Genomic DNA, 23,348 nt, shown 5'->3' on the forward strand with positions numbered 1-23,348 from the left:
AACCTTTACATTGCCGGCAAGCTGAAATTCCGGGCCCATTCCAACGCGTTGTCAAAAGGCATAGGCTCGGCATAGAAATAGCCCTGCCCGAGATCGCAGCCGAGCCGCACCAGCCGTTCGTGAACTTCGCGGGTTTCCACCCCTTCAGCGATCACCCGGCGGCCAAAGCTTTTCGACAGGCCCAGAATGGCTTTAACCACCATTTCATCTTCCCGGTCGCTCACCATATCGCCAACGAACGTGCGGTCGATCTTGATTTCCTGCACCGGCAACCGGCGGAAATAATCGAGCGACGAATACCCGGTGCCGAAATCATCCATGGAAACCTCAACGCCCATGGCCTGGCAGACTTTCAGGATATCGATCACTTTGCGGGTATCATCCAGCGCCGTGGTTTCCAGCACTTCCAGTATGAGCCGGTGCCGGATGCCGTCCGGCAATTGCCCCAGCCCCGCTTTCAGGTCAGGCAGGAAGGCTTGCCCCAGAAAATAGGACGGGCTCAGGTTTACGCTGATTGAATACGGCAAACCCTGCTCATCAAAATACAACAACCGCTTGATGGCCTCTCCGAGTACAAACCGACCAACCTGGCTGGCATACTCTGTGTACTCGATGTGGTCCAGAAAGCGACATGGCAACAGCAGGCCGTCGTCCGGATGGTTCCAGCGGATCAATGCCTCGAATCCCTCAACCGTGCAGCGGTTGAAGTCCACCTTGGGCTGGAAATAGAGCTCCAGCTCGTCCCGGGCCAGCGCTGGCCCGATCTGTTCGAGCACCCTCACCCGCTCCTTGCGGGTAAAGTGTGACTCAAGGTCAAACATCTTGAAGGCATTCTTACCGGCCTCCTTGGCAGCATACATAGCCTGGTCTGCGTGCCGGAGCAGCATGTCCGGTTCCACATCGTCATCCGGGTATACGGTAATGCCCATACTGCAGGACAACTGCAGCACGTAATGGCGGTAATTCACCGGCTGGCGGATGGCTTCCAGAATCCGGGAATAGACGCGGCTGTCATTCACATCCCGCAAAATGGCCACAAACTCGTCGCCACCGAGCCGGGCAATCACATCGTGGCTGCGAACAATGGTTTTCAGGCGTTCGGCTACCGCCCGCAGCACGGCATCGCCCACGGAGTGACCGTGCTCGTCGTTGATTTCCTTGAACCCGTCCAGGTCCAGGAAACAAACCGACACCGTGCCTTTACGCTGGTCCGCCTCGTACAGTTCCTGGGTAAACAGCTCTGTCAGCCTGCGGCGGTTCGGCAGCCCGGTCAGTGCGTCGTAGTTGGCGGCTTTCTCAAGGCTGGTCTGATGTTCCTGGCGCTCGCGGTACAGGCGCTTGCGCTCCAGCAAGGTGCCCACGGTCTGCAACAAGGGTGCAAGCCGGTCAGACATTTCTTCGGTATAACCGGCATCGCGGTTGGCCAGGCCCACCAGGCCAATCATCTCACTCTTGGAATACACCGGCATGCCAATGTAGCAACGGATCGGGGGGTGCCCCGGAGGCAGGCCGCCTTTGCGGGGATCGCTGCTGTAATCGTGAGCCACCACCACGGCACCGGACACCATGGGCGCACCCAACAGGTTGTCGAGCCGCTCAAACAACATGCCCCTGCGCTCCACCTGCTGGAATAGCCCCTGGGTTTCCGGGCTCCAGGCAATATTGGTGATGGCTTCAACCTTCAGGTAGGGCGTGTCGTCTTCCTTTCGCAACACCTCACCAATAAAGCCGAACTGGCTGCCGGTGATGGCCAGCAAATCCGACAGCATCAATTCAAAGGCAGCCCGGTCGCTGTCATTGGTCAGGAAGGCATTCTGCGCCCGCTGGATAGCCCGGGTAATGTGGGTAAAACGCACCTCGTCGTCACCACTAACTGCCGCATAGGCCCGTTCCAGTTCGTCTTCAATCAGGCTGGCCAGTGTTCGAAGCACATCCAGGTCAACTTCCCGGATGTCCCTGGGTTTGTCGTCAATAATGCAGACAGTGCCAAGCTTGTAGCCCCCGGGCTCCCTGACCGGAATACCGGCATAGAAACGGATTTGCGGCCCGCCGGTTACCAGTGGATTGTTTCGAAAACGAGGATCTTTGCTGGCATCTTCAACAATAAAGGGCTTTTCCTGCCTGATGGCATGGTCACAAAACGCGAAGGAGCGATGGGTTTCACGGACATCCAGCCCGTCTTTCGCCTTAAACCACTGGCGTTCCTCGTCCACGATCGAGAACAGGGCAATCTTTACGTTGTATACCTTCCGGGCAATACGCACCAGGCGGTCAAACCGCTCCTCGGGTGGCGTATCCAGGATGCCCAGCCTGGTCAGGGCGGCAAGGCGGCGTTCTTCGATTGGGTCCATCGGCATCAGCGTTGGGCTCCGGTTATAAAGGCTTACAGTATTGTACTGTGTTCCTTGCAATGGCGATGAGTACAATTCCCGAAACCGTTACTTTTTCTAATGAGTGCTATTGCTTATAAAAAATAGCTTTGCATTCCGGGCTGGCAAGAGTAAAGTGGCGGTCGTTGGAAAGATTTAGCAAAGCATTCATCAATAAGACGTACCGCTGTTGTAGCAAGTAGTTCTCGTCCTGTTTTTGATCACGCCAGTTTTTTGTTTCCGCACACCGCTGATCCCGCCTCACAACGATGTTGGACAGCACATAAAATGATTGAATTCAGGATAGTTAAATATGTCTACTGTTACCGGTACTGTTAAGTTCTTCAACGAAGCTAAAGGTTTTGGTTTTATCACTCGTGAAGGCGGCCCGGACGTTTTTGTTCACTACAGCTCCATTCAGGGCGGCGGCTTCAAGACTCTGGCAGAAGGCCAGCAGGTTGAATTTACCGTATCTCAGGGCCAGAAAGGTCCTCAGGCGGAAAACGTAGTTGGTCTGTAAATAACAGCCCAATACGATATGAAAAAGGCAGCTTCGGCTGCCTTTTTTGCGTTATTGCCCTGGTGCTGCGTGCCGGTGCATGACGGCAACGACAAAAGGCGACCAGGTCCCTACCCTGATGAACGCACTGGATGTACTGAGCGACCAACTGTTCCATGAATTGGAAACACTGATGGAGCACATTGCCTGACGCCGATTCCCGGGGTTCGTGCCCTCGGTTCCTGCGTAGTACCATGGTCGGGCTACCGGTCTGGCCATGCGAGGCATAGAATGGCCGCGGATTGTACTATCGGCCAGATTCCCCCGGCTGCTGCAAATCAGAAAAGGCAAAGCATGTTTTCAGAACAGTTCTTTTCCGTCCAGGACGGACGCATCGTTATTACCGCACCCCAGGCCAGTTTCTTTGCCAAGGAAGTGGCCGGCGACTTCAACCCCATCCACGATCCGGATGCCCGGCGTTTCTGTGTGCCCGGAGACCTCCTGTTCGCGCTTGTGGTGTCCCGCTTCGGGCTGTCTGAAAACATGACCTTCCGGTTTCGCAACCTCCTGGGCGCCGAGGTTCCACTGGAATTCCGCGAGAGCGACAACGGCGGCACCATCGAAGTGGTCGATGAGGGTGGCAAGGTGTACCTGGAGGTAACCCGCAGCGGCGACATTACCCGCGATGAACGGGTCACCGAGGAATTTACCCGCTGCTACGTGGCGGCTTCCGGCAAAAACTTTCCTCACACCCTCAAGCCGTTGATGGAATCCCACGGGGTGATGTTTAACCCGGATCGCCCGATGGTGATGTACGAAAGCATGAGCCTGGCCCTGAACCAGCTGGAACTCCAGCAACCGGACCTGGAATTAAGCAAGGCCGACCTGGAAGTGGCGGGCAAACGGGGCAACGTAACCCTGGACTATCAGCTGATATCATCCGGCAAAACCGCCGGCGAAGTATCCAAGCGCCTGATGCTGGGCGGCCTGCGGGAATACTGCCCGGAAGCCATGGCCGGCATTGTTGAAGAGTTTTACCGGCTGAAAGCCCGTGGCACCCGTGTGGGAATGGACGGCGCCAATCAGCCTGCCGGGGCGTAACGCTCGAAGGTTTGCAGGCACACATCGACCGTCAGGGAGATGCTGTCCAGTTGTGCCGCCCGCGCCCTGCCCTCGGCACTGGCGCGGTACAGGTGGGGAGTCATGGCCAGCAGGTCAGCAATCGGCTCCGCACCTTCCAGATGAAGGGTGAAGCGCAAATCCTGCGTTTCCACTCGACGGAAACCTTCCGGCACCTCATCCACCTTTTTCGACTCTGCACGCACCTGCGGATAAATTATCTCCCGCAGCTCCCGCAAATGATCCTGCCCGGCATCCACCTGAATCAGCTTGCCGCCCGGTTTCAGCACCCGCGCAAACTCGGAATACACCGGAAAGCCGAACGTGCAAAGCACCCGGTCCAGGGACGCAGGCTGCACCGGCAGATTGGCATTGCTGCCAACCACCCAGCTCGGCGCGCGATCCTTCCTGGCCGCAGCCAGAACCGCCCACTTGGAAATATCCAGCCCAAGCACCGCCAGTGACACCCGGCCACCCGCTGGAGACGCCAGCTGGCGCAGGTAATAACCTTCACCGCAGCCAGCATCCAGGCAATCAAGGTGACTGCCTTCCGATACATCCTTCAAAACCGCTGCTGAAACCGCCTCGGCTATCGGCTGGTAATAACCGGCCCCAAGAAAACGCTGGCGGGCCGCAACCATCTCCTTGCTGTCACCGGGGTCTTTCGAGCGCTTCTTCTGTACCGGTAACAAATGCACATACCCCTGCCGTGCCACATCAAAGTTATGGCCATTGGCGCAACGCCAGGAAGAAGATTCTCGATATAGCGGCTCGCCGTCTAACGGGCAGGCCAGGGCTTCGAAGGCTTTGGTTGTCATGGGGTTACACTCTGATGATGCGGTTCCGGTGGCGCCAATACTAACAGTTAGAGGCCTGGATTGCCTTGTTGGAACCTGCCTCTCTATCCTGATTACAAATCGATATAACCCTTTTGCAAGTTTTCACAAGAACGACACACGACACCTATTGATGAAAACCATGATCGTCTACAGAATGTGAGTCACATCACACCCCGAGCTTGTGGTGGCGACACTGCCCTTTCTAGTTCCCAGAGTAACCCTCGGTATGCAGTCTCACGATTTTTCTCTGCTGGAAATGCAGCAAAACATCCATGAATTGATCGCTCAGCAGCACCCGCTTGAGGAAACACTTGCAGCGATCACAGACTGGGTCTCGCTGATGATGCCCGGCGCCCTGGTTTCTATTATGCGGTGTGACCCCGACACGCAAACCCTGAGCATGGTGCCGAGTAATCAGTTCTCTCCGGACTACGTGGATCAAATGCAGAACATCCCAATTGGGCCAGATCAGGGAACCTGTGGTTCGGCGGCTTATTTACGGGATCCCGTGGTTACGGATAATATCCAGAATGATCCGAAATGGGATGGGTACCACCATCTTGCAGAAGCTGAAGGGCTCCGCGCCTGCTGGTCCGTGCCCATTCTGACTGCCGACGGCGCGCTGTTGGGCACCTTTGCATCCTACTATCGCTCGGCGGTCTCCCCCACTAACGGTGCACAAAGGAACCTGAGCCGTGGTGCAGCACTGGCAGCGCTGACTATTCTCCGGCACCGGGATCTCACGGCTCGCAAAGCACAAGAAGCAGAACTGCACCAGTTGCAGCGAGGCATTGAAGCCAGTCCCCACGGGATTTTGATGGCGGATGCCCAACAACCAGATCATCCCGTGGTTTACGTGAATCCAGCGTTCTGTGAGATCACCGGTTACCCCCGAGAAGAGGTTTTAGGCCAGAACTGCCGTTTTCTTCGAGGCTCAGACACGGATCCGAAGGCCATCAAGGCTGTTCGTCTCGGCCTGGAGCAGAAGACGGATGTTGATGTCACCCTGCTCAACTATCGGAAAGATGGAACTCCATTCTGGAACCACCTGATCATCCGGCCTGTCCTGGATACGACTGGAGAATGCACACATTTTATAGGCATCCAGCAGGACATCTCGCAGCAAAAAGAGCAGGAAGCCAAGATACGGTTCCAGGCCACCCACGACCTCCTGACCGGCCTGCCCAATCAGGCGGCTTTTACTGAAACCCTTGAAGAACTTCTCGGGCATACATCCGGGACAGACATGCTCGCTATGTTCTATCTGGACCTGGATGGATTCAAACCAATCAATGAGGGGCTGGGACACCGGATCGGCAACCGGATTTTGCAGGCTGTAGCCCAACGCCTTAAGGCCGTGATGCCCGAACGGGCCACGATTGCCCGATTGGTTGGGGACGAATTTGGTATTGTTCTTCCTGACTGCCCTGGCCGCAACGCTATCATTCAACTGGCAGAGAGGGTTTTGCAATCGCTTGGTGAACCTATTGAAGTGGATCAGCAAATGATTCACATCAGTGCCAGTATCGGCATTGCAAGCAACAGTGATAAGGCCGTACAGCCCCACCAACTGCTGCAGTTTGCCGACCTGGCACTGGACCGGGCCAAGCGACAGGGCCGCAATACCTGGCAATGGTATGGCGCTGATAAAGCCGAACATTCCCGACACAGCGTCACCCTGCGACATGAACTACACACAGCTTTGAAAGAAAACCAGTTCGAGCTGTATTACCAACCCTTAGTAGATGCAGTGACCGGCCGCATGCGAAGTGTCGAAGCCCTGGTGCGCTGGCACCATCCAGTCCGGGGCATGGTGTCGCCTGCCGAATTTATCCCGCTGGCAGAGCAGACCGGGCAGATTGTACCGCTAGGGCTCTGGGTTCTTCGGCAAGCCTGTCAGGAAATGGCCGAGTTCAATGGGCGGCGGGAGCGCAGCCTGCGTGTGGCCGTCAACATTTCATCGTTGCAGTTTATTCGCGATGGATTTCTGGACGACGTCTTCCGGATTCTGGAAGAGACCGGCCTTTCGCCCCAGTTACTGGAACTGGAAGTCACTGAAAGTGTATTGATCGACGGTGTCGAGCACGTCATCAAGTTGATGGAAGCTCTTAAAGACCGGGGCATCCGCGTGGCTTTGGATGACTTCGGAACCGGGTTTTCCAGCCTGAGCTATTTGCGGGACCTGCCGACACACAAAGTGAAACTGGATCGAAGCTTCGTACAGAATACGGCTACAGACCGACGCATTGCTGCGATTGTTCAAGGGGTGATAACTATGGCTCACCACATGGATATGATGGTTGTGGCTGAAGGCATCGAAACGCGGGAGCAGCAAGAAGACCTGGCCCGACGGCACTGTGACATTCTGCAGGGTTACCTGTTTGCCCGACCAATGCCCCTTGCCGAATTATACTTACTACCTGAAATTTTGCCGGCCAACTCCAACGAATGAGGATACCTAGGTCCCTCACCCACCGCCTTGTAATAGCAAGTGTTCTAGCCATTGTGCTGGTCACCCTTGTGCTCATCCCGATTACCTGGTCGAACACCACAACCCGGTTTGAGAGCTCGCGCCTCACGGCTAAGACACTGCTTGAAGCCGAATACGATGCATTGCTTCAAGGCATGAATGAAAGCCTCAACCATGCCCTTGCGATTGCAGAGTTCCCCAGTGTCCGGCAGCACCTCGATCGGATACGGCAGACACAGAACCCTTATCAGGATGTTTGGTCTGACCAGAACGAAGATCAGATACGCGGCATGCTCAGTACCCTGCTGACTCACTTCGGGCGCTACACCCGACTGGTGGTGATGGATACCGAAGGGCAGGAACGCCTGTCTACCGAAGACACTCCGGAGGCTGAGATCCTGCACCAGAATCAGCTGTATTTTAGAGAAGCCATGACAATGAACTCTCGCAGCCTCTATCTCTCGGCGCCCTACCCGGATCCCTCCCGGAGCGGACAGGAGATATACGTTATTGATATTTCGACGCCGATTGTGGACTCGGAAGGCGAGCAACTGGGAGTGTTGTTGCTAACCCTGAACTGGAACTACCTGCTGAGCACCCTTCCCCATGCAATGGGCGCACATACAAACGCGTCTGCCCTTCTTGTTGATAGAAAAGGGCATTCCCTGCTACCCGGCAACCATGGCCCAATCGCCTTTGGAGACTCTCTGAAGGACCATACGCCCGGAATCTGGCGCGAAATGGAGCCCCGTAACCGGGGTGAATTACTACTGGATGACCAACTTGTGGTTTTCCAGACCCATGACCTTCGTATCCATCATTTCCGTACTGCGGCCATGCAGGTTCTCAGTGTGCCGGGCAGCCAGCCCTGGCGCATCGCGATTAGCGTACCCCGCCCGGACGTGGCGTTCCTGATAGCAGAAAGTCCATGGAAAACGAGCCTGGTGGTTCTGACTTACGGATTAGCCATCGGGTTCAGTGTGTTCTGGGTGCTGAGCAACCACCACCAGCGCTCTTTGAAAGAAAAGGCGCAGAACCTGTCTCAAAACGCGAGATCCTACGCCCGTGAACTGACCGACCTCTACGAGAACGCCCCCTGTGGCTACCACTCCCTGGATGAACAGGGCGTCATACAGAAGATCAACCGCAAGGAACTTCAGTGGCTGGGTTATTCCCGGGACGAGTTGGTTGGAAAGCGCTACTACCGGGACCTGGTCAGCCCGGAAACCCGGGACGCTTTCGACGAGGCCTTCAAGGCGGTGCTGGCTGACGGCCATGAAGGCTCCGCCGAGATTGAACTGATGTGCAAAAACGGCGAGAAACTCCCCGTCGCCATCGAAGCCACGGCCCAGACAAACGCCAACGGTTTCCAGTACAGCCGGGCCATGGTGTTCGATCTCACCGAACGTAAACAACTGGAAGACCTGCTGACCACGCAGGCCATGACCGACCCGCTGACAGGTCTGGGCAACCGGCGATTCCTGGAAACCCAGGCGGAACTGGAAATACCCCGGGCCCGCAGAAATGGCGAGCCTCTTACCCTGATTGCCGTAGACCTGGACCGGTTCAAGCGAATCAACGATGACTATGGCCACGATGTGGGTGACCGGGTACTCCAGGAGTTCGCAAAGACGGCTCAGACCGAATTACGTGATGGCGATATCCTTTGCCGTATGGGCGGTGAGGAATTCACCGTTCTACTGCCCAACACCAGTAAAGAGCATGCCTTGATGGTGGCAGAGCGGCTTCGGGCAGCCGTCGAGACTAACCCGGCAGAGGTTGGCATTGATACATCGGAGGATGGCAGTTTGGCTTACACAACTTCTTTGGGGGTGACTCTGGTGCGTTCGGATGAAAGCTCATTGAAGCCGGCCATCAAGCGCGCGGATAAAGCGCTTTATGCCGCTAAAGAGGCTGGCCGGAATCGGGTGCAATGGCGCTCAGCCGACATGCAGCATACTTGAACTCCGGAATCTTACCATCCGGGTCCAGGGCCGGGTTGGTGAGCAGGTTGGCGGCTGCCTCAACAAACGCGAAGGGCACAAACACCATGCCCTCGGGCATAGCCTGATCGGCCCGCGCCGTCAGGGTGATGCTGCCACGCCGGGTGGCAATCTTGATTGCATCACCCGGTGTTACGCCCAGGCGATCCAATTCCTCTGATGCCAGAAAAGCGGCCGCTTCGGGCTCCCGCTCATCCAGTACCCGGCTGCGACGGGTCATGGCGCCGGTATGCCAGTGTTCAAGCAATCGCCCTGTGGTCAACACGATGGGATAGGCTTCATCCACCGGCTCGTCCGGCGGCAGTGGCCAGGCCGGCGAAAATCTGCCCCGGCCCCCGGCCCGCGGGAAGGCATCCGAGAAGACAACGTCCTGCCCTGGCGCATCATCGGCGGAGCAGGGATAGGTCACAGAACCTTCGCGTTCCAGTCGGGACCAGGAGATGTGATCCAATGAATGCATGCCCTGCTTCATCTCAGCGAACACTTGCTCCGGGCCGTGATAGTCCCAACCCAGTCCGAAACGCCGGGCCATTTCCTGAATAATCCACCAGTCAGGTCTTGCCTCCCCTGGCGGCGACAGCGCAGCACGGCCCATTTGCACCTGCCGGTTGGTGTTGGTGACGGTACCTGATTTTTCCGACCAGGCGGCCGCAGGCAGAATAACGTCGGCGAACTGGGCGGTCTCGGTGACGAACAGATCCTGTACCACCAGATGCTCGAGGGCAGCCAGCGCGGCCCTCGCGTGAGTCAGATCCGGGTCTGACATGGCGGGGTTCTCGCCGAGGATGTACATTCCCTTTATCGTGCCCGTTGTGATGGCATCCATAATCTCCACCACCGTGAGCCCGGGCTCCGGGTCAAGTTCAGTGCCCCAGAGTTCTTCGAAAGCGGCCCGTAGCTGGGCATCTCCTACCGGTTGGTAGTCGGGCAATACCATGGGGATCAGCCCGGCATCGGAGGCACCCTGCACATTGTTCTGGCCACGCAACGGGTGCAGGCCCGTGCCCGGCCGGCCCGTATGCCCGCAGGCCAGGGCCATTGAGATCAGGCAGCGAGCGTTATCAGTGCCATGCACGTGCTGGGAAATGCCCATGCCCCAGAAGATCATCGCTCTGTCGGCCCCCGCGTAGGCGCGGGCCACTTGGCGAATGAGCTCTGGTTCAACACCGCAGAGCGGGCTCATCACCTCCGGTGTCATATCGGCAACACTTGACGCCAGTGCCCCGAAGCCCTCGGTGTGGGCATCAATGTAGGCCTGATCAAAGAGTGCCTCGTGGATGATCACGTGGAGCATGGCGTTGAACAGTGCAACATCGCCTCCGGGTGAAAAACGCACGCTGCGCCAGGCATAGGCATCCAGGGCCTGCCCTCGGGGATCGATGATGAGCCGAAACGCCCCTTAACGCAGAGCCGGCCCTGGTTTGACGGCCCATCTTTGCCTTCAACAAAAAGGATGCGGGCACGATGCTCGCATGTTTCTGTTTCGGCAGGCGCAGGTTCATCCTTCACGTGATAGGTCAGTTGGCAGCCCACACCGCAATAGGGGCAAACGGAATCTACGGTTCGGTCAGCGGTGGCGGAGTCTCCGCAGCCCTCGACATCAATCAGGGTGGCGGGCATCAGGGCCCCGGTCGGACAGGCCTGCACACATTCGCCGCAGGCAACGCAGGTGCTGTCGCCCATGGAGTCATCAAAATCAAACACCACTTTGGACGCAGCACCACGGTGCGCCAGACCTATGACATCGTTGCCCTGCACTTCGCGGCAGGCACGCTCGCATAAGCCACAGGTGATGCAGGCGTCCAGATTGACGTTCATGGCAGAATGAGTGGTGTCATGGCCCCGGGCGTGGGCCAGCGACGCCGGGCGCAGCGCCCCATGCAGGGCGCTCGCTGTACCGTCACCGTGGCGGGATCAGCTCCATCAGATAGCGCTCGATGCAACGCTTCCGCTCCTGCCGAGCGGCAGGAAAGTGAGTCACACACCCGCAGAGTTATCTCGGGCGGTGGTGTTTGTTCGTCGTGAATGACATCAAAATGGGCATAGAAAGTGGCCGTTTCATAAATGGCGGCCATGGGCAGATTCATGAAAGTCGCAAGGGCCCGGAGACGGGGCATGGACAGGTAACCGTAGGTGTCCTGCAGTGCATGAAGGTGCTCGATCAGGCGATCGCGGTGTCGCAATGACGGATCGACACCTTCGTCACCGAGCAGACCCCGCAGCTCCGACATTACAGCCGGTTCCAGTTGACGGCCACGAAGGGCTGAGCGCCGGCGTTTGAGCTTTAGTTCGTTTGAACTCATTGTTGCTTTACCAGGCCCGGGGTATAGAAAGTGGCTTCTTGGATCTGCGGTGTTCGCCGTTGAATAGATTACGCTTATCGAGGCAAACTACTCAAGGATTCAGCCATCGCTGCGGAAGGGTTCTGACTTCCGGTGAGTCGATGACCAGGCCGATCACCTCTTTAGCGAGCGCCATGCGGATTCCGCAAATTCTTTTCGGTACTCCTGAGGCGATGTCTTTACCCGGCCAGACAGCCAAGCCCTGCAATAGTTTTCCGACGGACCTATGATGAGAGAGAAGAGCATCTCGAAGGGCTGGACAATGTTGATATCGCCCTTGCCCAAACCAATTAACTGCTCTTTCAGCTTCTGGTAATTCTGGATATTTCGATCCTTCAGTTCCTGCTGAAATGGTCCCTTAGCCAATGGGGAACGTGCCTGATAAAGGAATCTGGCCCATTCGCGGTTGGCCGCGACCCAGTCCAGATAGCTCTCGATAATGCAAAACACCGCCTCGCGCAGATTGTTTGCCCCGGCCAACTCTCGCTCCAGTTGCTGTCGCTGATCATCCATGGCCGCAAAAAAGAGCGCACTCAGGATGCCCTCTTTGTTCCCGAAGTGATGGTAAATCGCCCCCACACTGGTGTCGCATCGGGCTTTGATGGCATCGATAGTCGTCGCTTCCACCCCCAGATCGTTAAAGCAATGCAGCGCCTGTTCCAGAATCTCTCTTTTCAGCGCAGCTCTGCGGCCCGGAAACCGATTCTCTAAAATATTGGATTGGTTCATTAAATGGATATTCGCCTGATTGAACTCGCCATGGCCTGCATTCTACCGTTTGACAGCTTTGGCCGAAACAGAATATCCTTCCTTTAAAGAATATTGTTCTGTTTTTTGTGCCACACCTTCAAGAAAAGAAATCACCATGAACGTGAAACTGAACGGATACCTCAGGATTCCGGGCTGAGGGTTAATCCACATGCCCGGCATCTTGGCCAATACAGCCTTGCCGCAATTTCTGCGCTATCTATTTTTAGCTGATGATTAAATGGATCGACAATGGAAAAAACCCTAATAACCTGTGAAGACGGCTATAGGCTCACCGGGCACTTTTTCAGGCCAGCCACAGAGTCACCTCGCGGTGCCGTCCTGCTCTCCCCGGCCACGGGGTTTCGGCACCAGGTCTATTTCAATTTTGCCACCATGTTGAGCGAACAGGGCTTTGCCGTGCTGGCGTTTTCCAACCGGGGCATCGGGGACTCCCGCAACAATACCCCCCTCGCGGAACTCTCTGCCGACCTGGTGGACTGGGGGACCCTGGATTTGCCGGCAGCGCTGGACCAGCTGGTCGCCCTGGCCCCGAACCTGCCGGTGACCCTGGTGGGCCACAGTGCCGGTGCGCAGTTGATCGGTTTGATGCCCAATTTCGCCCAAATTGACCGCTATGTTCTGATTGCCGCATCGTCGGGGCATTTCAACAACCTGAAACCCAAAACCAGGCTGGCAGCCAAGCTGCTGTTCCATGGCTGGCAACCCGTTTCCGTTGCGGTGAAAGGCTACTGGCCCACCAAACTCATCGGTTTTGGCGAAGACCTGCCCGCTGGCGTCGCCAGGCAGTGGCGACGGTGGTGCAGCTCACCCGGATATGTAGAAAACAGTATTGGAAGGGAAATACAGCGGCATCACTATTCGGATATAAAAGCGCCCGTGCTGTCACTAACCGCGACAGATGACCACATCGCCGTGCCTGCAAACGTGGAAGATTTTCTGCGCCTTCTGCCCAACGCCAGGATAGAAAAACAGTTTCTGAAACCATCCAGTTTTGGACTGAAAGAAATTGGCCACAGTGACCTACTGCGCAGCCGCTGCAAGGCTTGTTGGCCGCAGGTTCTTAAAGGCCTGGCGTCTACAAGCTGAACCTGAATGTCATCCTGATATCTAAGTTAAGATGTTCTCGGATATAAATATCTTGCGCTTCGGCGGCGATATTGGTGCTGCGATGAGACTGATGACTCCACTTGCTAAGTGGCTGGTTCAATACCCCGGATACCGCTCCCAAAGCCCATCGTCATCCATAAAAGAATGCCACTCCTGGCACGTCCACAAATCGGACGCGACGGCCTCAATAACGTCCCGAAGCTCCAACGGCTCTAACCAGCGCTGCGGAATCACCCCGGTGCCAAGCATGGCGCCAAGCATATTCCCGGTGATAGCCCCCGTGGAGTCTGAATCCCCATCGTGATTCACTGCCAGCACAATGCCCTGCTCGAAACTTTCAGCCACCAGGGCGCAATAAACAGAAATCGCCAGTGCTTCCTCTGCGACCCAGCCTTCGCCGAGTTCCTGAATAGCGATATGGTGGGGCTTGCCGGACTGGCTCAGTTCTACCGCCTTATCCAGGGCCGCCAACGTCTCCTCGTGACCGCGCTCTGCAACCAGTAATGTCTTGGCGGCACCCAGGGCATTTAGCAGTGTTTGATCATTCAATAACTCAAAGATCAAAACGGCCAACACGCCACCGGTCAGATAACCGCTGGGATGGCCGTGGGTGAGGCCGGCGCACATACACCCATCTTCAAATACCCTTTCCAAGCCGGAGTTGCCGCTGAAGGTGCGCCAGTAAAGCCCTACCGGAGCCACCCGCATTACCCCGCCACACCCCTTACTGTTATTGTCGGCGGTCTCTGGAACACCCGGGTAATCCCGCAGCGCACTCAGGCACGTCATTCCGGGAGCACGCTGGCTGTGCAGCTCTCGCTGCTGAAACATCCACCCGTCTTTTTCTGCGGTTACCGCACGACACTCGTGGCCCTGTGTTGCCAGCCATCGCAAATAGGCATTGGCAACTGTGTGGTCGAACCCGGCAATGCCTTTACTGACTCCCCGCATTCGCCCCCGCAACAGGCCTTCGGCGCTGAACAGAGTCATTTGGGTGTCGTCGGTTATCTTGCCTTTGCCACCATAAGCCGGGGCGTAGTCAGTTATACCTTCGGGGCCGAAGCGGTTCAGGATTTCAGCGCGGGACATGAACTCCACGGAGGCACCGAGGGCATCGCCTATGGCTCCGCCGAGGAGGCAGGCGGTGTATCGCTCTTGGGTTTGGTCATTCTGGTCACGTTTGGCCTGCAGAGTCTGCTGCTCCATGGTCAAAACTCCCTTTCATGAACGTCAATCAGTAAACCCTGAAAACCACTCACTCATCCGCCCATAGCCAAACACAAAGGCTAACTTCCTTGCGCGGGTTAGGCTTACATAGACCAATGCACGCTCTTCATTCTCTCGCTGCCGGCGGGTAACCGCATCGGCGGCGGAGTTCACCACAAAGTCCAGCGGCACAAGCCCCTGATTAGCAGATGCCAGAAACACCCCATCAAATTCCAGGCCCTTTACCCGGTGCATGGTGGCCAGGTTCAAAGCATCATCTGGAGTGGCGGCACTCTGTCCTTCCAGAACATGGCAAAGCTGTTGCCGGCTTTCGAGTGCTGCTTTTAGTTCATTCACTTCCCTGCGGGTGCGGGCAATAACGCAGCAAGCTTCCGGTGCCAGATTATTGGATTTAATGGCTGTCAGAATAGCTTCCGCCTGCTGCTCCAAAGAGTCGAAACAACACACCTCGGGTGCCGGGCCATGCATCAGGGAATGATAGAACTGCTGAGTGTCTTCCCCACCGTCCAGGTCATCTACCTGAACCCCTTCCAAAATGCCAACGGCCATCTTTCGGGTTTCGTCAGTGGTTCGATAATTAATCTTCAGGCGGGCACTACGGCCCCGAATATCAATACCGCACTGGCCGAGAACCACCTTGTTCTTGCCATAGATTCTCTGATGACCGTCCCCCACAATAAACAGATCATTCAGGCCAGGTGGCACCAGCGCGCGAATCAGCATGAATGCCTGACTGCCCATGTCCTGGGCCTCATCCACAATTACAGCGGCCAAGTCAGGACGAAGCTCCGGCTTATTCTCAATCAATTCGCGGGCATCCCGGTAGGCATCATCGGTTTCTTTCAGATAGTTGCTGGCAAGCAGATGGCGGTAGCGCTCGAAAACCGGCCAGATTTCAACCCGCTGCTGACGATTCAGGCGGGTACCGCGGCCAATACGGGATGCCTTCTTGTACTCATCCACACTGCCGACTGACTGAGGCTGAACCACCCTCGCCCACTCTTCCTGAAAGAACGCCATTCCAAGATCAATACTGGCAGGTTTTTCCGAATAGGCCTGCTCCCAGAGCTTCTTCTCCTCACGGCTATCCAGAAGCAATCCGTAATCGTAGCCCTGCTTTTTCAGGAAGTTCATCACCCATGCGTCCAGGTTCAGCACCTCAATCTTTGCCAGCGACTCCTGGCTGCAGATCTTGTTCAGGTTTTGCTGAATATCCGCAGCCAGGTTTTTGGTAAAGGTCGTGAACAGAATTTTCCCATCACCTTCATCAAGATGATTGGCTAACCACTTGGCGCGGTGCATGGCAACCACCGTCTTACCCGTACCGGCACCACCCAGTACCCGAACCGGCCCGTTCTTTTTACCCTCTGCCAAGCGACGCTGGGCCGGATGCAGGAAGACGCGCCATTTCTCAATGGACTGATTAAGCACTTCCTGCAGAGCCTGCTCGTTCTCCGCGACCGTGAACAGAGCACGAGATTCGGGGCGTGTCAGTGCAGTAGTGAAGTCTTCGGTATCCACCGACTCCGGTGCCGCTGGAACCACTTCGTTCCAGGCTTCCTCGAAACTGGCTCCGGCCATCAACATGAACAGACCATCATGAGCATCCTTGGGTATCTGCTCGTTAATCAGGGCCGTTTCCAGATCTGCCTCAATTTTCATGCTACGAACCACCGCCAGAGCGTCTTCAGGCACACCGAGCTGCAGCAGTTGGCGGTCTCGTATCGCATCAAACAAACCGGGCTGAGCGGGCGTCTCTTGGGTTCCCGATGCCGGCTCCAGCGCACTCTCCTCAACCGTGAACACCTGCAAGCTACCGGTATTCGGGTTGATCTCGATCTTTCGCTTTTCCGCCCATTTGTAGGCCGTATCGTGGTGATTCACATACAGCATCAAGTACAAATCTTCTTTCTCGGCGGCGGCCAGAATAATGCGCACATCCTGATTGGCTCGAATCGAACGCACCTTGTCATCCCTGAAAGACGGCAGTTTTTCATAGTTCAGACTGGGGTGGTTCCGGTCCTGCTGGAACAACATGACGGCTTTATTGGCCTGGCTTTGCTCGTTGGGTGTCAGCTTCAGCAGGCTTTCAAAGTACTTGTCAGAGAACGCAACACTCGCCATCTCAGGCTCCCGATTCCAGTTCATTCACGGCATCAACCAGCTCTTCAACCGAAGCGCAGAGCCGCCATCCATCGGCTTCCAGGTAAGGTCTGGCCGCCACCTGATCCTCAATGTCCTCAAGCAGCAAAGCGATCTTTGCATTCGCAAACATCAGCTCGGCCTCGCCCACCACCTCGTCCAGCTCACCGGCAACCACAGCCTCAGCCACTAACGCGTCTTCAGGCCAACTAATCTGGTGAACTTCCAGCTCTATGCGGAGTTCATCCTCAAGATTCTCAAACCAGGCAGGTGTCTGCCCCTGCTTTTCAGACTTGTCATTCTGGGCCTGGGTCTGACCCCGGGTCTGACCCCACTCAAGGCCGGCGGCTATGCCGCTGTTCTTGGAGTTCGGGGTCCAGGCGTAAAACACCGGCAGGAATTGAAGGAAATTAACCGCGCTCCAGAATCGCTGCCACTGGTAACGGGCCTGGTCTTCGCTGCCTTTCTTCAGGGTGTAACTGGCGGAGACCAGCGCTTTGTTGAGGTCGAAGCTCTTTAACAGTTCGCGCCCTGCCAACAGGCTCAGTGAAATTACGGCGGCTGCTTTATCGTCAGTCAGCTCAACCGAACCCGCCAACGCGGCCGGTTCCGGCATCAGGTCAGTGAAACTTGCTGGCAGCCCATTCAGACTTTCAAGAACGGCTGTTTTTACGCCAGGTTCCGCCAGCGAACGGGCTGGCAGACATTGCAACAGGAAGAATAACGCCTGTTGCCGAAGTAATGTGGCATCCTGCTCAGTGAGGAAATGCATTAGCAAGTCGAAGGTGCACTTGTTCAGGTGTTGTGCCGTGTTATTTACCCCAGCCACTTTGGCCAGCCCGGCGATCGCCTGGTGATGTTGTTCCGGCGAAGTCATGCTCAATGGCAGGGGCACGTCCATAGCCTTATCGCCCATCACCTTGTTGACGTCATACCAGTTCAGGGTCCAGACCACGAAGCCGGCCCGCATTAATGCCTGGCGTTTAAGCAAGTCCTCACTGGCTTTGTCACCGTGGAACTTATAGCCGTCCAGGAAAATAGCGACCGGCAGCAAACCAGAGCGCACTGGCCAGAGCACGAAATCAGGTTTGCTGGCGAACTGAACGCCCTCTGCCATGCCAAGATTTACCTGGGGCTCGATTTCATAGGCGAGATCACCAATCGTCAGCCGGTAACCACTTTTGCCTCGGATAATATCCTTACCTACCCGCACCTTGTGGCTACCCACGCAGTCTTCGCCGGAGAATCGCGCCAGGGCCTCCGGAAAGCGGGCCTCCAGCTCAGAATCTATCCAGGGGTTACCACCCAACGCGCTCAGGCCTTGCTTGTCCTGAACCCACTTGTGATCGCCATCAACGATATCCTTGAGCATTTCCAGCGCCAGCTCCTTGCTGGTGCTTTCCATGCCGTAGGCATTACGGTATTCCAGCAGGCAGCGATAACAGCCATCCATGGTGTTGTCGTAACAATCACAGGCATCCATCACGTCGTAGGCTTTACGGAAGACTTCCTGCATGTTTTCGGCACGGCTGAGCAACTCGTGCAGATAACCTGTGCCGCCCGGAACCGAATCATAAAGAACGATAAAGTGCCGGCGCTCATCGGTTTCGCCAATCGGCTCACTCTGATAAGCCACTCGCAGATGGTCCACCTTGCCCCCGAACCGCCGCTTCAGGCCAAGCTGCAAGGCCGCCACAAACGAATTCACTTGTTCCTCAGTGCCACCGGTAGACAACCTCGGCAAGAGAATTCGCAAGGCCTCGGATGAGAACTGCCGGTACAGGTACAGACAATTTTCCAGCCCGGTATCTTCCTTGCCGCCCGGCAACTTTTTGGGCCCACGAGCATAGCTGCAGGATTTCAGATGTTCCGCTTCTCTCTTGCCCTTGGCTACAGCCTTGGTCTGCACCGAGCCGCATTCGCGGCAGATCGGGAAGCCCGCCCGCTGGATATGCTCACCGGCCACATCGAAGTACATCTCCTCCCCTTCGCGACGGCCAAAATTCACCTCAAGAAAGTTGGCAGAACGAATGAATTCGAAGCCAAACGGCTTGTCTTTATCATCCAGCACCCAGGTAATCGGCACATCAGAGGGCTTGAAGTCGATCAGCATCTGCTTGTTGAAGAACACCGGCTCCCGGTCATCAGAGCGGTCATCCAGAATCGCATCCCTTGCGTTGGTGAACGCATAGACCTGGGTCATCTTCAGCATCTTGGTGCGGGCGCTTTCATCACCCCACTGGTTTGTGTGGCAACGAGGGCAGGTTTTATCGCTGAAGCCCGCTGTCGGGTCATCAGCCGGCGCGGAATAATGGCAGCGAGGGCAAAAGCGCCAGTCTTGAATGTTACGGCCTTTGGAAGTCTCTACCCGGGTCACTTTTACCTTGCGGTTGCCGGCGTAGAACACCGATTCCGGTGCCAACTCCGTTAACGCGGCCTGAGCCGGGCGCTGGTATTCGTACTCGCGCTTCACGAATTCGTGATCTGCTCCGTCACCTCCGCCTTTCTCGGAGCGGAAGATCACCGAATGCAACGTGGCACCCTCCTCCGGAAAAGCGTAATTTGGCAGCAGGCCTTCGTCGGTAAAGAAATTCAGGGTTTCTCGCTTGTTCAAGCGAATTCGCATTCCCCGATAACCGGCGGCTTCGCGTTCCAATTCCAGAATCTCGGCCTGGGTGTGCTCGTCTTGGGGTAGCTTGCGCAACTTCTCCAGCTGCTTGTCCAGATTCTTGATGGTCGTGGCCATGAGATTACGCTCATCCGCCACCAACTTGAGCCGGTTGACGAGGTATAGCTCCAGGCGGTCCTCATCAAACTGCGGCCCACCAAACAAATACTGCCGAAGCAGCTCGAGGTCTTCTCCGCTCAACTCCGTCGCAACATGACTGCTGAAGCCATCCCAGATTTCCTGCATGTTGTGCTTCAGAAATCTGAGCAGCGTGTACGGAAAGCGGTCCTCCTGCGCCTTTTCCACGGCGTCCAGCACCGGCTGCATGGTATGCGGCACCTGGTTATCACCCTTGGCTGAACGGGTCCAGCAATCCATGGTGTAAGCCAGTAACTGCCGGCGCAGTACATGGCGGGCTTTCAGGAACACTGCGGGGGGCTCAACCGGAGTGTCCAGCATCCGTCCCGGATCGGCGTAGAACACCAGATCGTGCGGGCGGCCGTTGGCCACTGTCAGTACAAAGGAGTTGCCGTCGCGGCGGCCACCCCGGCCAACCCGCTGAAGATAATTCGCCTGGGCCGGCGGCACCGAACACAGCAGCACGCTGGAGAGATCACCAATATCGATACCCATTTCCAGGGTTGGCGTGGCCGACAACAGGTTGTATTCCCAGGGTTTGTCACCCTTGATAAAGCTATTCTCCACACGAATACGCTCACTGGCCGCCAGCAACCCGGTGTGCTCGTGGGCAATTACCCGGTGAATTTCACCGTGGCGATACAAATTCCGGTACAGCGTGTTGCGCACAGGTACCACGTTTTCGTACAACAGCTCCGGCCCGGCCGCACTGATCATTGGCAGCCCGAGCCAGCCACGAGCTTTACCTGCCGGCACATGCACCGGGCGGTAGCCTTCACACTCCACCGCCTGAATATCCGTAGCGATAGTCAACACCTCCGGGTTCAGGGCCCAGAGTTTAACGCCACGTTCGTTGGTTTCGGTTTGCACCATGCCGGCGCCGGCTAACGCATCCAGTGCCGCGGCAAGCACGTGTTCCAGTTGCTTGCGGTCCGCCATGGCATCCGGGTTAAGGCAGCTCAGCCAGTTTTCATACCAGGAGCGCGAGGCGTTGTTATGGCTCAACGGCTCATAACCTTCCGCTGTGGCGAGCGCGGGGTATCGGGGCCTGGGCGATGACGGCCCCAAAGGCGGAGCATAATCCACAAACTTGAGCAGGTAACTTTTGCCGGATTTCTCACGGTAAAAGGCCAGGTCTTTCAGCCCGAAAGCGCCCAGATTCACCATGTGCTGAACCAGTCCTGTCATCAGGCCATCAGCCGCTTCTTTATCAATCCGATAACCCAGTGTGTTATCAGCGATCTCGCGCCACGATGCAGCAGCACGGGCCACGGGTTCCACCGGCCAGTCCAGCGCGGCAATACCCAACCGATTAAGAGAACGCCCCACCTGAGACCGCCAGCCCAGATCTTCCAGCACCTGCCACAACATGCGCCCGCGAATCAGCTTGAGCAACCAGGCGGAATCACGCACCTCACCTGTCGTTTCGAAATGTTCGAACTCGGAGGTAAAGCGCTTGTCCGGCGGCATAAACTCGCGCAGGTATTTGGGAAGGTCCAACCGCCCCTGGTGTTCGCCATGGTTTAGCCAGTAAGCCTCAAACAGCTCCGGCAATTGGAGTAACTGAGCCGGTTCCAGCTGGCTTTCAAGAAGCTGCGTCAGCGCCATGCGCACGTTGTTCTGCCAGGTACGCGCCGCGAAGAAACCGGCCCGGTGGGTGGCGTCCTGAACGGAATCACTGAAGGTAAGCAACTTGCGGTCATCGTTATCACGACTGCTGAACAACTGGTGAATGGCCACCGCACTCAAGCTAGCGGCCCGGGCACCAAATACCACCAACGAAGATTTAGCTGAGCAGTACGGGCAATCGTGTTCGTGAACCATCCGATTTACATTGTCCCGCTTCACCTCCTTCAGCTGATGCGGCTTGCTCACTCGCACCAGAGCCTCGTTCCCGGCCTGGCACCCCTTACACTCACCGGAATAATCCGCGGTTGCGGTGCGGCCACAGTCCCGACACACCCGAAAATTATCCAGGTGCATGCCAGCCGGAGATATTCCCGCTCCCTGTTGCCAGGGCAGCAGCAAAGCTGTTTCCTCGTGGTTTCCAAAAAACGCGCTATAGATATTCTGCAGCTCTGTTTCCACCACCTGTTCAGAAACGTGGCTCTTCTCCATGCGAGTCAACCAGGCGGTACCGTGACATTCGCGGCACTGCACCAGCGGCAAGCGAACCTGGCGCTGATCTTTCGGAGGTTTATCATCACCGAACGCCAGCAATGGCGGTAATACCGAAGAGCGCCCGTTTTCAGAGTCGTCGTCGACAAGTCCAAGGGGCTTGGGCTCCCGCAAAGTCCCAACAATACGCCGGAGTTCACGGGACCATAGCTGCAAGCGCAGCTGCACGAAAGGCAGGCCAACATCATTCCGGGCATGGGACAGCAATGCCAGCAGAGCAATCAAAGCCTGCTCCGGCTGGCGCCTGAACAGCGGTGGGATCTGTGAGGCCAGCTTTTCTACCAACTCGCGGAATCGGGGTGTACCCTGCCCCAACTTGAGCTGCCTTAGCAGGTTCGCCAGCTGGCCATGTTGCTTCAGGTCCTTGCCCAGCTGAATCCTTCCTTCTTTAGAATCCAGTGGCACTTCCGGCTGCTTGCTGAAATAAAGCTCGTAGGCCTTCAAAAGATACGCCTGCAGGCCTTCGTTCAACGCCAGGGAAAGATCTTCCGGCCCGATTTCCTTGTTCAAGCCCAGAAACGCCAGATTATCCAGAAACTCCGAATCACTCTGCCGCTGCTCGGCAATCACCGAATCACGCCGGAACGGGCTTGAGAAAATATCCGAAGCATAGGCAAGCAGGCCATTAATGCTGTCATCACCACCCAAGGTGGCGGATGTACCCGCACATACAAGCTGATCAGGCTTCAAATCAAACCGGGCGCGCAACCGGCGGATCAACAACGACAAATCCGTGCCCTGGGCCCCATCAAAGGTATGCAGCTCATCCACCACCAGGTAACGGAGGGTATCCGGCCCGTTATGGGCCCACAGCTTCTGGTCCTGCGGGCGCATCAACAGGTAATCCAGCATCTTGTAGTTGGTGAGCAGCACATCCGGCGGGTTATTGCGCAGGGTTTCCTTGTCGGTGATCACCTGGTCTGGGCCCATGGCCTTGGCGCCCTGGCCATCCCCGCCCACAAACAGCCCGACACGTAAGCCCTTTAATCTCGGCTGCCGATGAATCTCCGCAGCAAAGCGCTTGGCCTGATCCGTTGCCAGAGCGTTCATCGGATAAATTACAATCGCCTTGATACCCGGCGCGGCCGCACGCTGGCAGTGATCAAGAACCGGATACATAAAACACTCGGTCTTACCCGAGCCGGTGCCCGTAGCTACCAGGGTATTTGCAGCACGGCGATCTGAAGCCAACCTCTGCCAGGCCTGCTCCTGATGGGCATAAGGCGGGTGTTCGGTTTCAAAACTTTTGAAGAAATCCTGGCCAGAAGAGCCGGTCAGAAAAGGCAGGCCAACAGAAACATAAGGCCCTTTGATAAACGCCTCACCGTCTTGCTGCTCCTCCACCAGGCGGCGGAACTCCCCCTTGAAGGGATCGGTCTCGGTTTCGTAACCGGTAACAATGAATTCACGCAGGGCTGCTGAAACTTCCGTGGCCAACAAACCGGGGATCATGAGGGCTCCGTGGGTGGTTACTAC

At 56.6% G+C, this 23,348-nt stretch carries 14 protein-coding genes; 5 read left to right on the top strand and 9 right to left on the bottom strand.

Annotation, left to right across the window (positions count from 1 at the left end):
- Positions 1 to 5 precede the first annotated feature (5 nt).
- Positions 6 to 2,357 carry a sensor domain-containing phosphodiesterase gene (locus B2589_RS12860; protein WP_286816839.1) on the bottom strand — a complete coding sequence of 784 codons (2,352 nt, stop codon included), beginning with the start codon at positions 2,355 to 2,357 and terminating at the stop codon, positions 6 to 8.
- 325 nt (positions 2,358 to 2,682) lie between these two features.
- On the opposite strand from B2589_RS12860, the gene B2589_RS12865 reads away from it, so the two are divergent.
- Positions 2,683 to 2,889: a cold-shock protein gene (locus B2589_RS12865; RefSeq protein ID WP_022988980.1), complete on the top strand. Its 207-nt coding sequence runs from the start codon at positions 2,683 to 2,685 to the stop codon at positions 2,887 to 2,889.
- A gap of 333 nt (positions 2,890 to 3,222) precedes the next feature.
- Complete coding sequence (locus tag B2589_RS12870) at positions 3,223 to 3,969, top strand: DUF3581 family protein (protein ID WP_286816840.1); 747 nt, start codon at positions 3,223 to 3,225, stop codon at positions 3,967 to 3,969.
- Here B2589_RS12870 and B2589_RS12875 read toward each other — a convergent pair.
- Positions 3,951 to 4,805: a putative RNA methyltransferase gene (locus tag B2589_RS12875; protein WP_286816841.1), complete on the bottom strand. Its 855-nt coding sequence runs from the start codon at positions 4,803 to 4,805 to the stop codon at positions 3,951 to 3,953. The two genes, B2589_RS12870 and B2589_RS12875, sit on opposite strands and share 19 nt — an antisense overlap.
- A gap of 247 nt (positions 4,806 to 5,052) precedes the next feature.
- Between B2589_RS12875 and B2589_RS12880 the strand changes: the two genes are divergently transcribed.
- Both B2589_RS12880 and B2589_RS12885 read left to right on the top strand, forming a co-directional pair.
- Positions 5,053 to 7,278: a putative bifunctional diguanylate cyclase/phosphodiesterase gene (locus B2589_RS12880; protein WP_286816842.1), complete on the top strand. Its 2,226-nt coding sequence runs from the start codon at positions 5,053 to 5,055 to the stop codon at positions 7,276 to 7,278.
- A 53-nt stretch (positions 7,279 to 7,331) separates the two neighbouring features.
- A complete protein-coding gene (locus B2589_RS12885; protein WP_286816843.1) occupies positions 7,332 to 9,260 on the top strand; it encodes a sensor domain-containing diguanylate cyclase in 1,929 nt (642 codons plus the stop codon).
- Here the strand turns inward: B2589_RS12885 and B2589_RS12890 are convergent.
- The 4 genes from B2589_RS12890 to B2589_RS12905 form a co-directional block, all read right to left on the bottom strand.
- Positions 9,202 to 10,635: a molybdopterin oxidoreductase family protein gene (locus B2589_RS12890; RefSeq protein WP_286816844.1), complete on the bottom strand. Its 1,434-nt coding sequence runs from the start codon at positions 10,633 to 10,635 to the stop codon at positions 9,202 to 9,204. The two genes, B2589_RS12885 and B2589_RS12890, sit on opposite strands and share 59 nt — an antisense overlap.
- Complete coding sequence (locus B2589_RS12895) at positions 10,581 to 11,117, bottom strand: 4Fe-4S binding protein (RefSeq protein ID WP_286816845.1); 537 nt, start codon at positions 11,115 to 11,117, stop codon at positions 10,581 to 10,583. Before B2589_RS12895 ends, B2589_RS12890 begins: the two co-directional genes overlap by 55 nt.
- Positions 11,114 to 11,602, bottom strand: a complete 489-nt coding sequence (locus tag B2589_RS12900) for an NAD(P)H-dependent oxidoreductase subunit E (protein WP_286816846.1) — start codon at positions 11,600 to 11,602, stop codon at positions 11,114 to 11,116. The genes B2589_RS12895 and B2589_RS12900 overlap by 4 nt, the downstream gene beginning before the upstream one ends.
- Positions 11,603 to 11,755: 153 nt before the next feature.
- Entirely contained in the window at positions 11,756 to 12,370 is a 615-nt protein-coding gene (locus B2589_RS12905) for a TetR/AcrR family transcriptional regulator (RefSeq protein WP_286816847.1), read from the bottom strand.
- Between the two features lie 270 nt (positions 12,371 to 12,640).
- On the opposite strand from B2589_RS12905, the gene B2589_RS12910 reads away from it, so the two are divergent.
- Entirely contained in the window at positions 12,641 to 13,498 is an 858-nt protein-coding gene (locus B2589_RS12910; protein WP_286816848.1) for an alpha/beta fold hydrolase, read from the top strand.
- A gap of 117 nt (positions 13,499 to 13,615) precedes the next feature.
- On the opposite strand, the gene B2589_RS12915 is transcribed toward B2589_RS12910, so the two are convergent.
- From B2589_RS12915 to B2589_RS12925, 3 genes are read right to left on the bottom strand one after another with little or no spacing between them, the layout of a single operon-like run.
- Positions 13,616 to 14,725 carry an ADP-ribosylglycohydrolase family protein gene (locus B2589_RS12915; RefSeq protein ID WP_286816849.1) on the bottom strand — a complete coding sequence of 370 codons (1,110 nt, stop codon included), beginning with the start codon at positions 14,723 to 14,725 and terminating at the stop codon, positions 13,616 to 13,618.
- A 24-nt stretch (positions 14,726 to 14,749) separates the two neighbouring features.
- Positions 14,750 to 16,870, bottom strand: coding sequence for a UvrD-helicase domain-containing protein (locus B2589_RS12920; RefSeq protein ID WP_286816850.1), 2,121 nt, complete (start codon positions 16,868 to 16,870; stop codon positions 14,750 to 14,752).
- 1 nt (position 16,871) lies between these two features.
- On the bottom strand, positions 16,872 to 23,324 hold the full coding sequence (locus tag B2589_RS12925; protein WP_286816851.1) for a DEAD/DEAH box helicase: 6,453 nt from the start codon (positions 23,322 to 23,324) through the stop codon (positions 16,872 to 16,874).
- Positions 23,325 to 23,348 lie beyond the last annotated feature (24 nt).

This window comes from Marinobacter sp. UBA3607 (assembly GCF_002375525.1).
In the GTDB taxonomy this organism is placed as follows: domain Bacteria; phylum Pseudomonadota; class Gammaproteobacteria; order Pseudomonadales; family Oleiphilaceae; genus Marinobacter; species Marinobacter vinifirmus.

Excerpts from the sequence above, each read along its gene's own strand:
- B2589_RS12925 (WP_286816851.1), bottom strand. The coding sequence starts at position 23,324 with ATGATCCCCGGTTTGTTGGCCACGGAAGTTTCAGCAGCCCTGCGTGAA.
- B2589_RS12865 (WP_022988980.1), top strand. The coding sequence starts at position 2,683 with ATGTCTACTGTTACCGGTACTGTTAAGTTCTTCAACGAAGCTAAAGGT.
- B2589_RS12870 (WP_286816840.1), top strand. The coding sequence starts at position 3,223 with ATGTTTTCAGAACAGTTCTTTTCCGTCCAGGACGGACGCATCGTTATT.
- B2589_RS12860 (WP_286816839.1), bottom strand. The coding sequence starts at position 2,357 with ATGCCGATGGACCCAATCGAAGAACGCCGCCTTGCCGCCCTGACCAGG.
- B2589_RS12895 (WP_286816845.1), bottom strand. The coding sequence starts at position 11,117 with ATGAACGTCAATCTGGACGCCTGCATCACCTGTGGCTTATGCGAGCGT.
- B2589_RS12875 (WP_286816841.1), bottom strand. The coding sequence starts at position 4,805 with ATGACAACCAAAGCCTTCGAAGCCCTGGCCTGCCCGTTAGACGGCGAG.
- B2589_RS12915 (WP_286816849.1), bottom strand. The coding sequence starts at position 14,725 with ATGGAGCAGCAGACTCTGCAGGCCAAACGTGACCAGAATGACCAAACC.
- B2589_RS12910 (WP_286816848.1), top strand. The coding sequence starts at position 12,641 with ATGGAAAAAACCCTAATAACCTGTGAAGACGGCTATAGGCTCACCGGG.
- B2589_RS12880 (WP_286816842.1), top strand. The coding sequence starts at position 5,053 with ATGCAGTCTCACGATTTTTCTCTGCTGGAAATGCAGCAAAACATCCAT.
- B2589_RS12900 (WP_286816846.1), bottom strand. The coding sequence starts at position 11,602 with ATGAGTTCAAACGAACTAAAGCTCAAACGCCGGCGCTCAGCCCTTCGT.
- B2589_RS12920 (WP_286816850.1), bottom strand. The coding sequence starts at position 16,870 with ATGGCGAGTGTTGCGTTCTCTGACAAGTACTTTGAAAGCCTGCTGAAG.
- B2589_RS12905 (WP_286816847.1), bottom strand. The coding sequence starts at position 12,370 with ATGAACCAATCCAATATTTTAGAGAATCGGTTTCCGGGCCGCAGAGCT.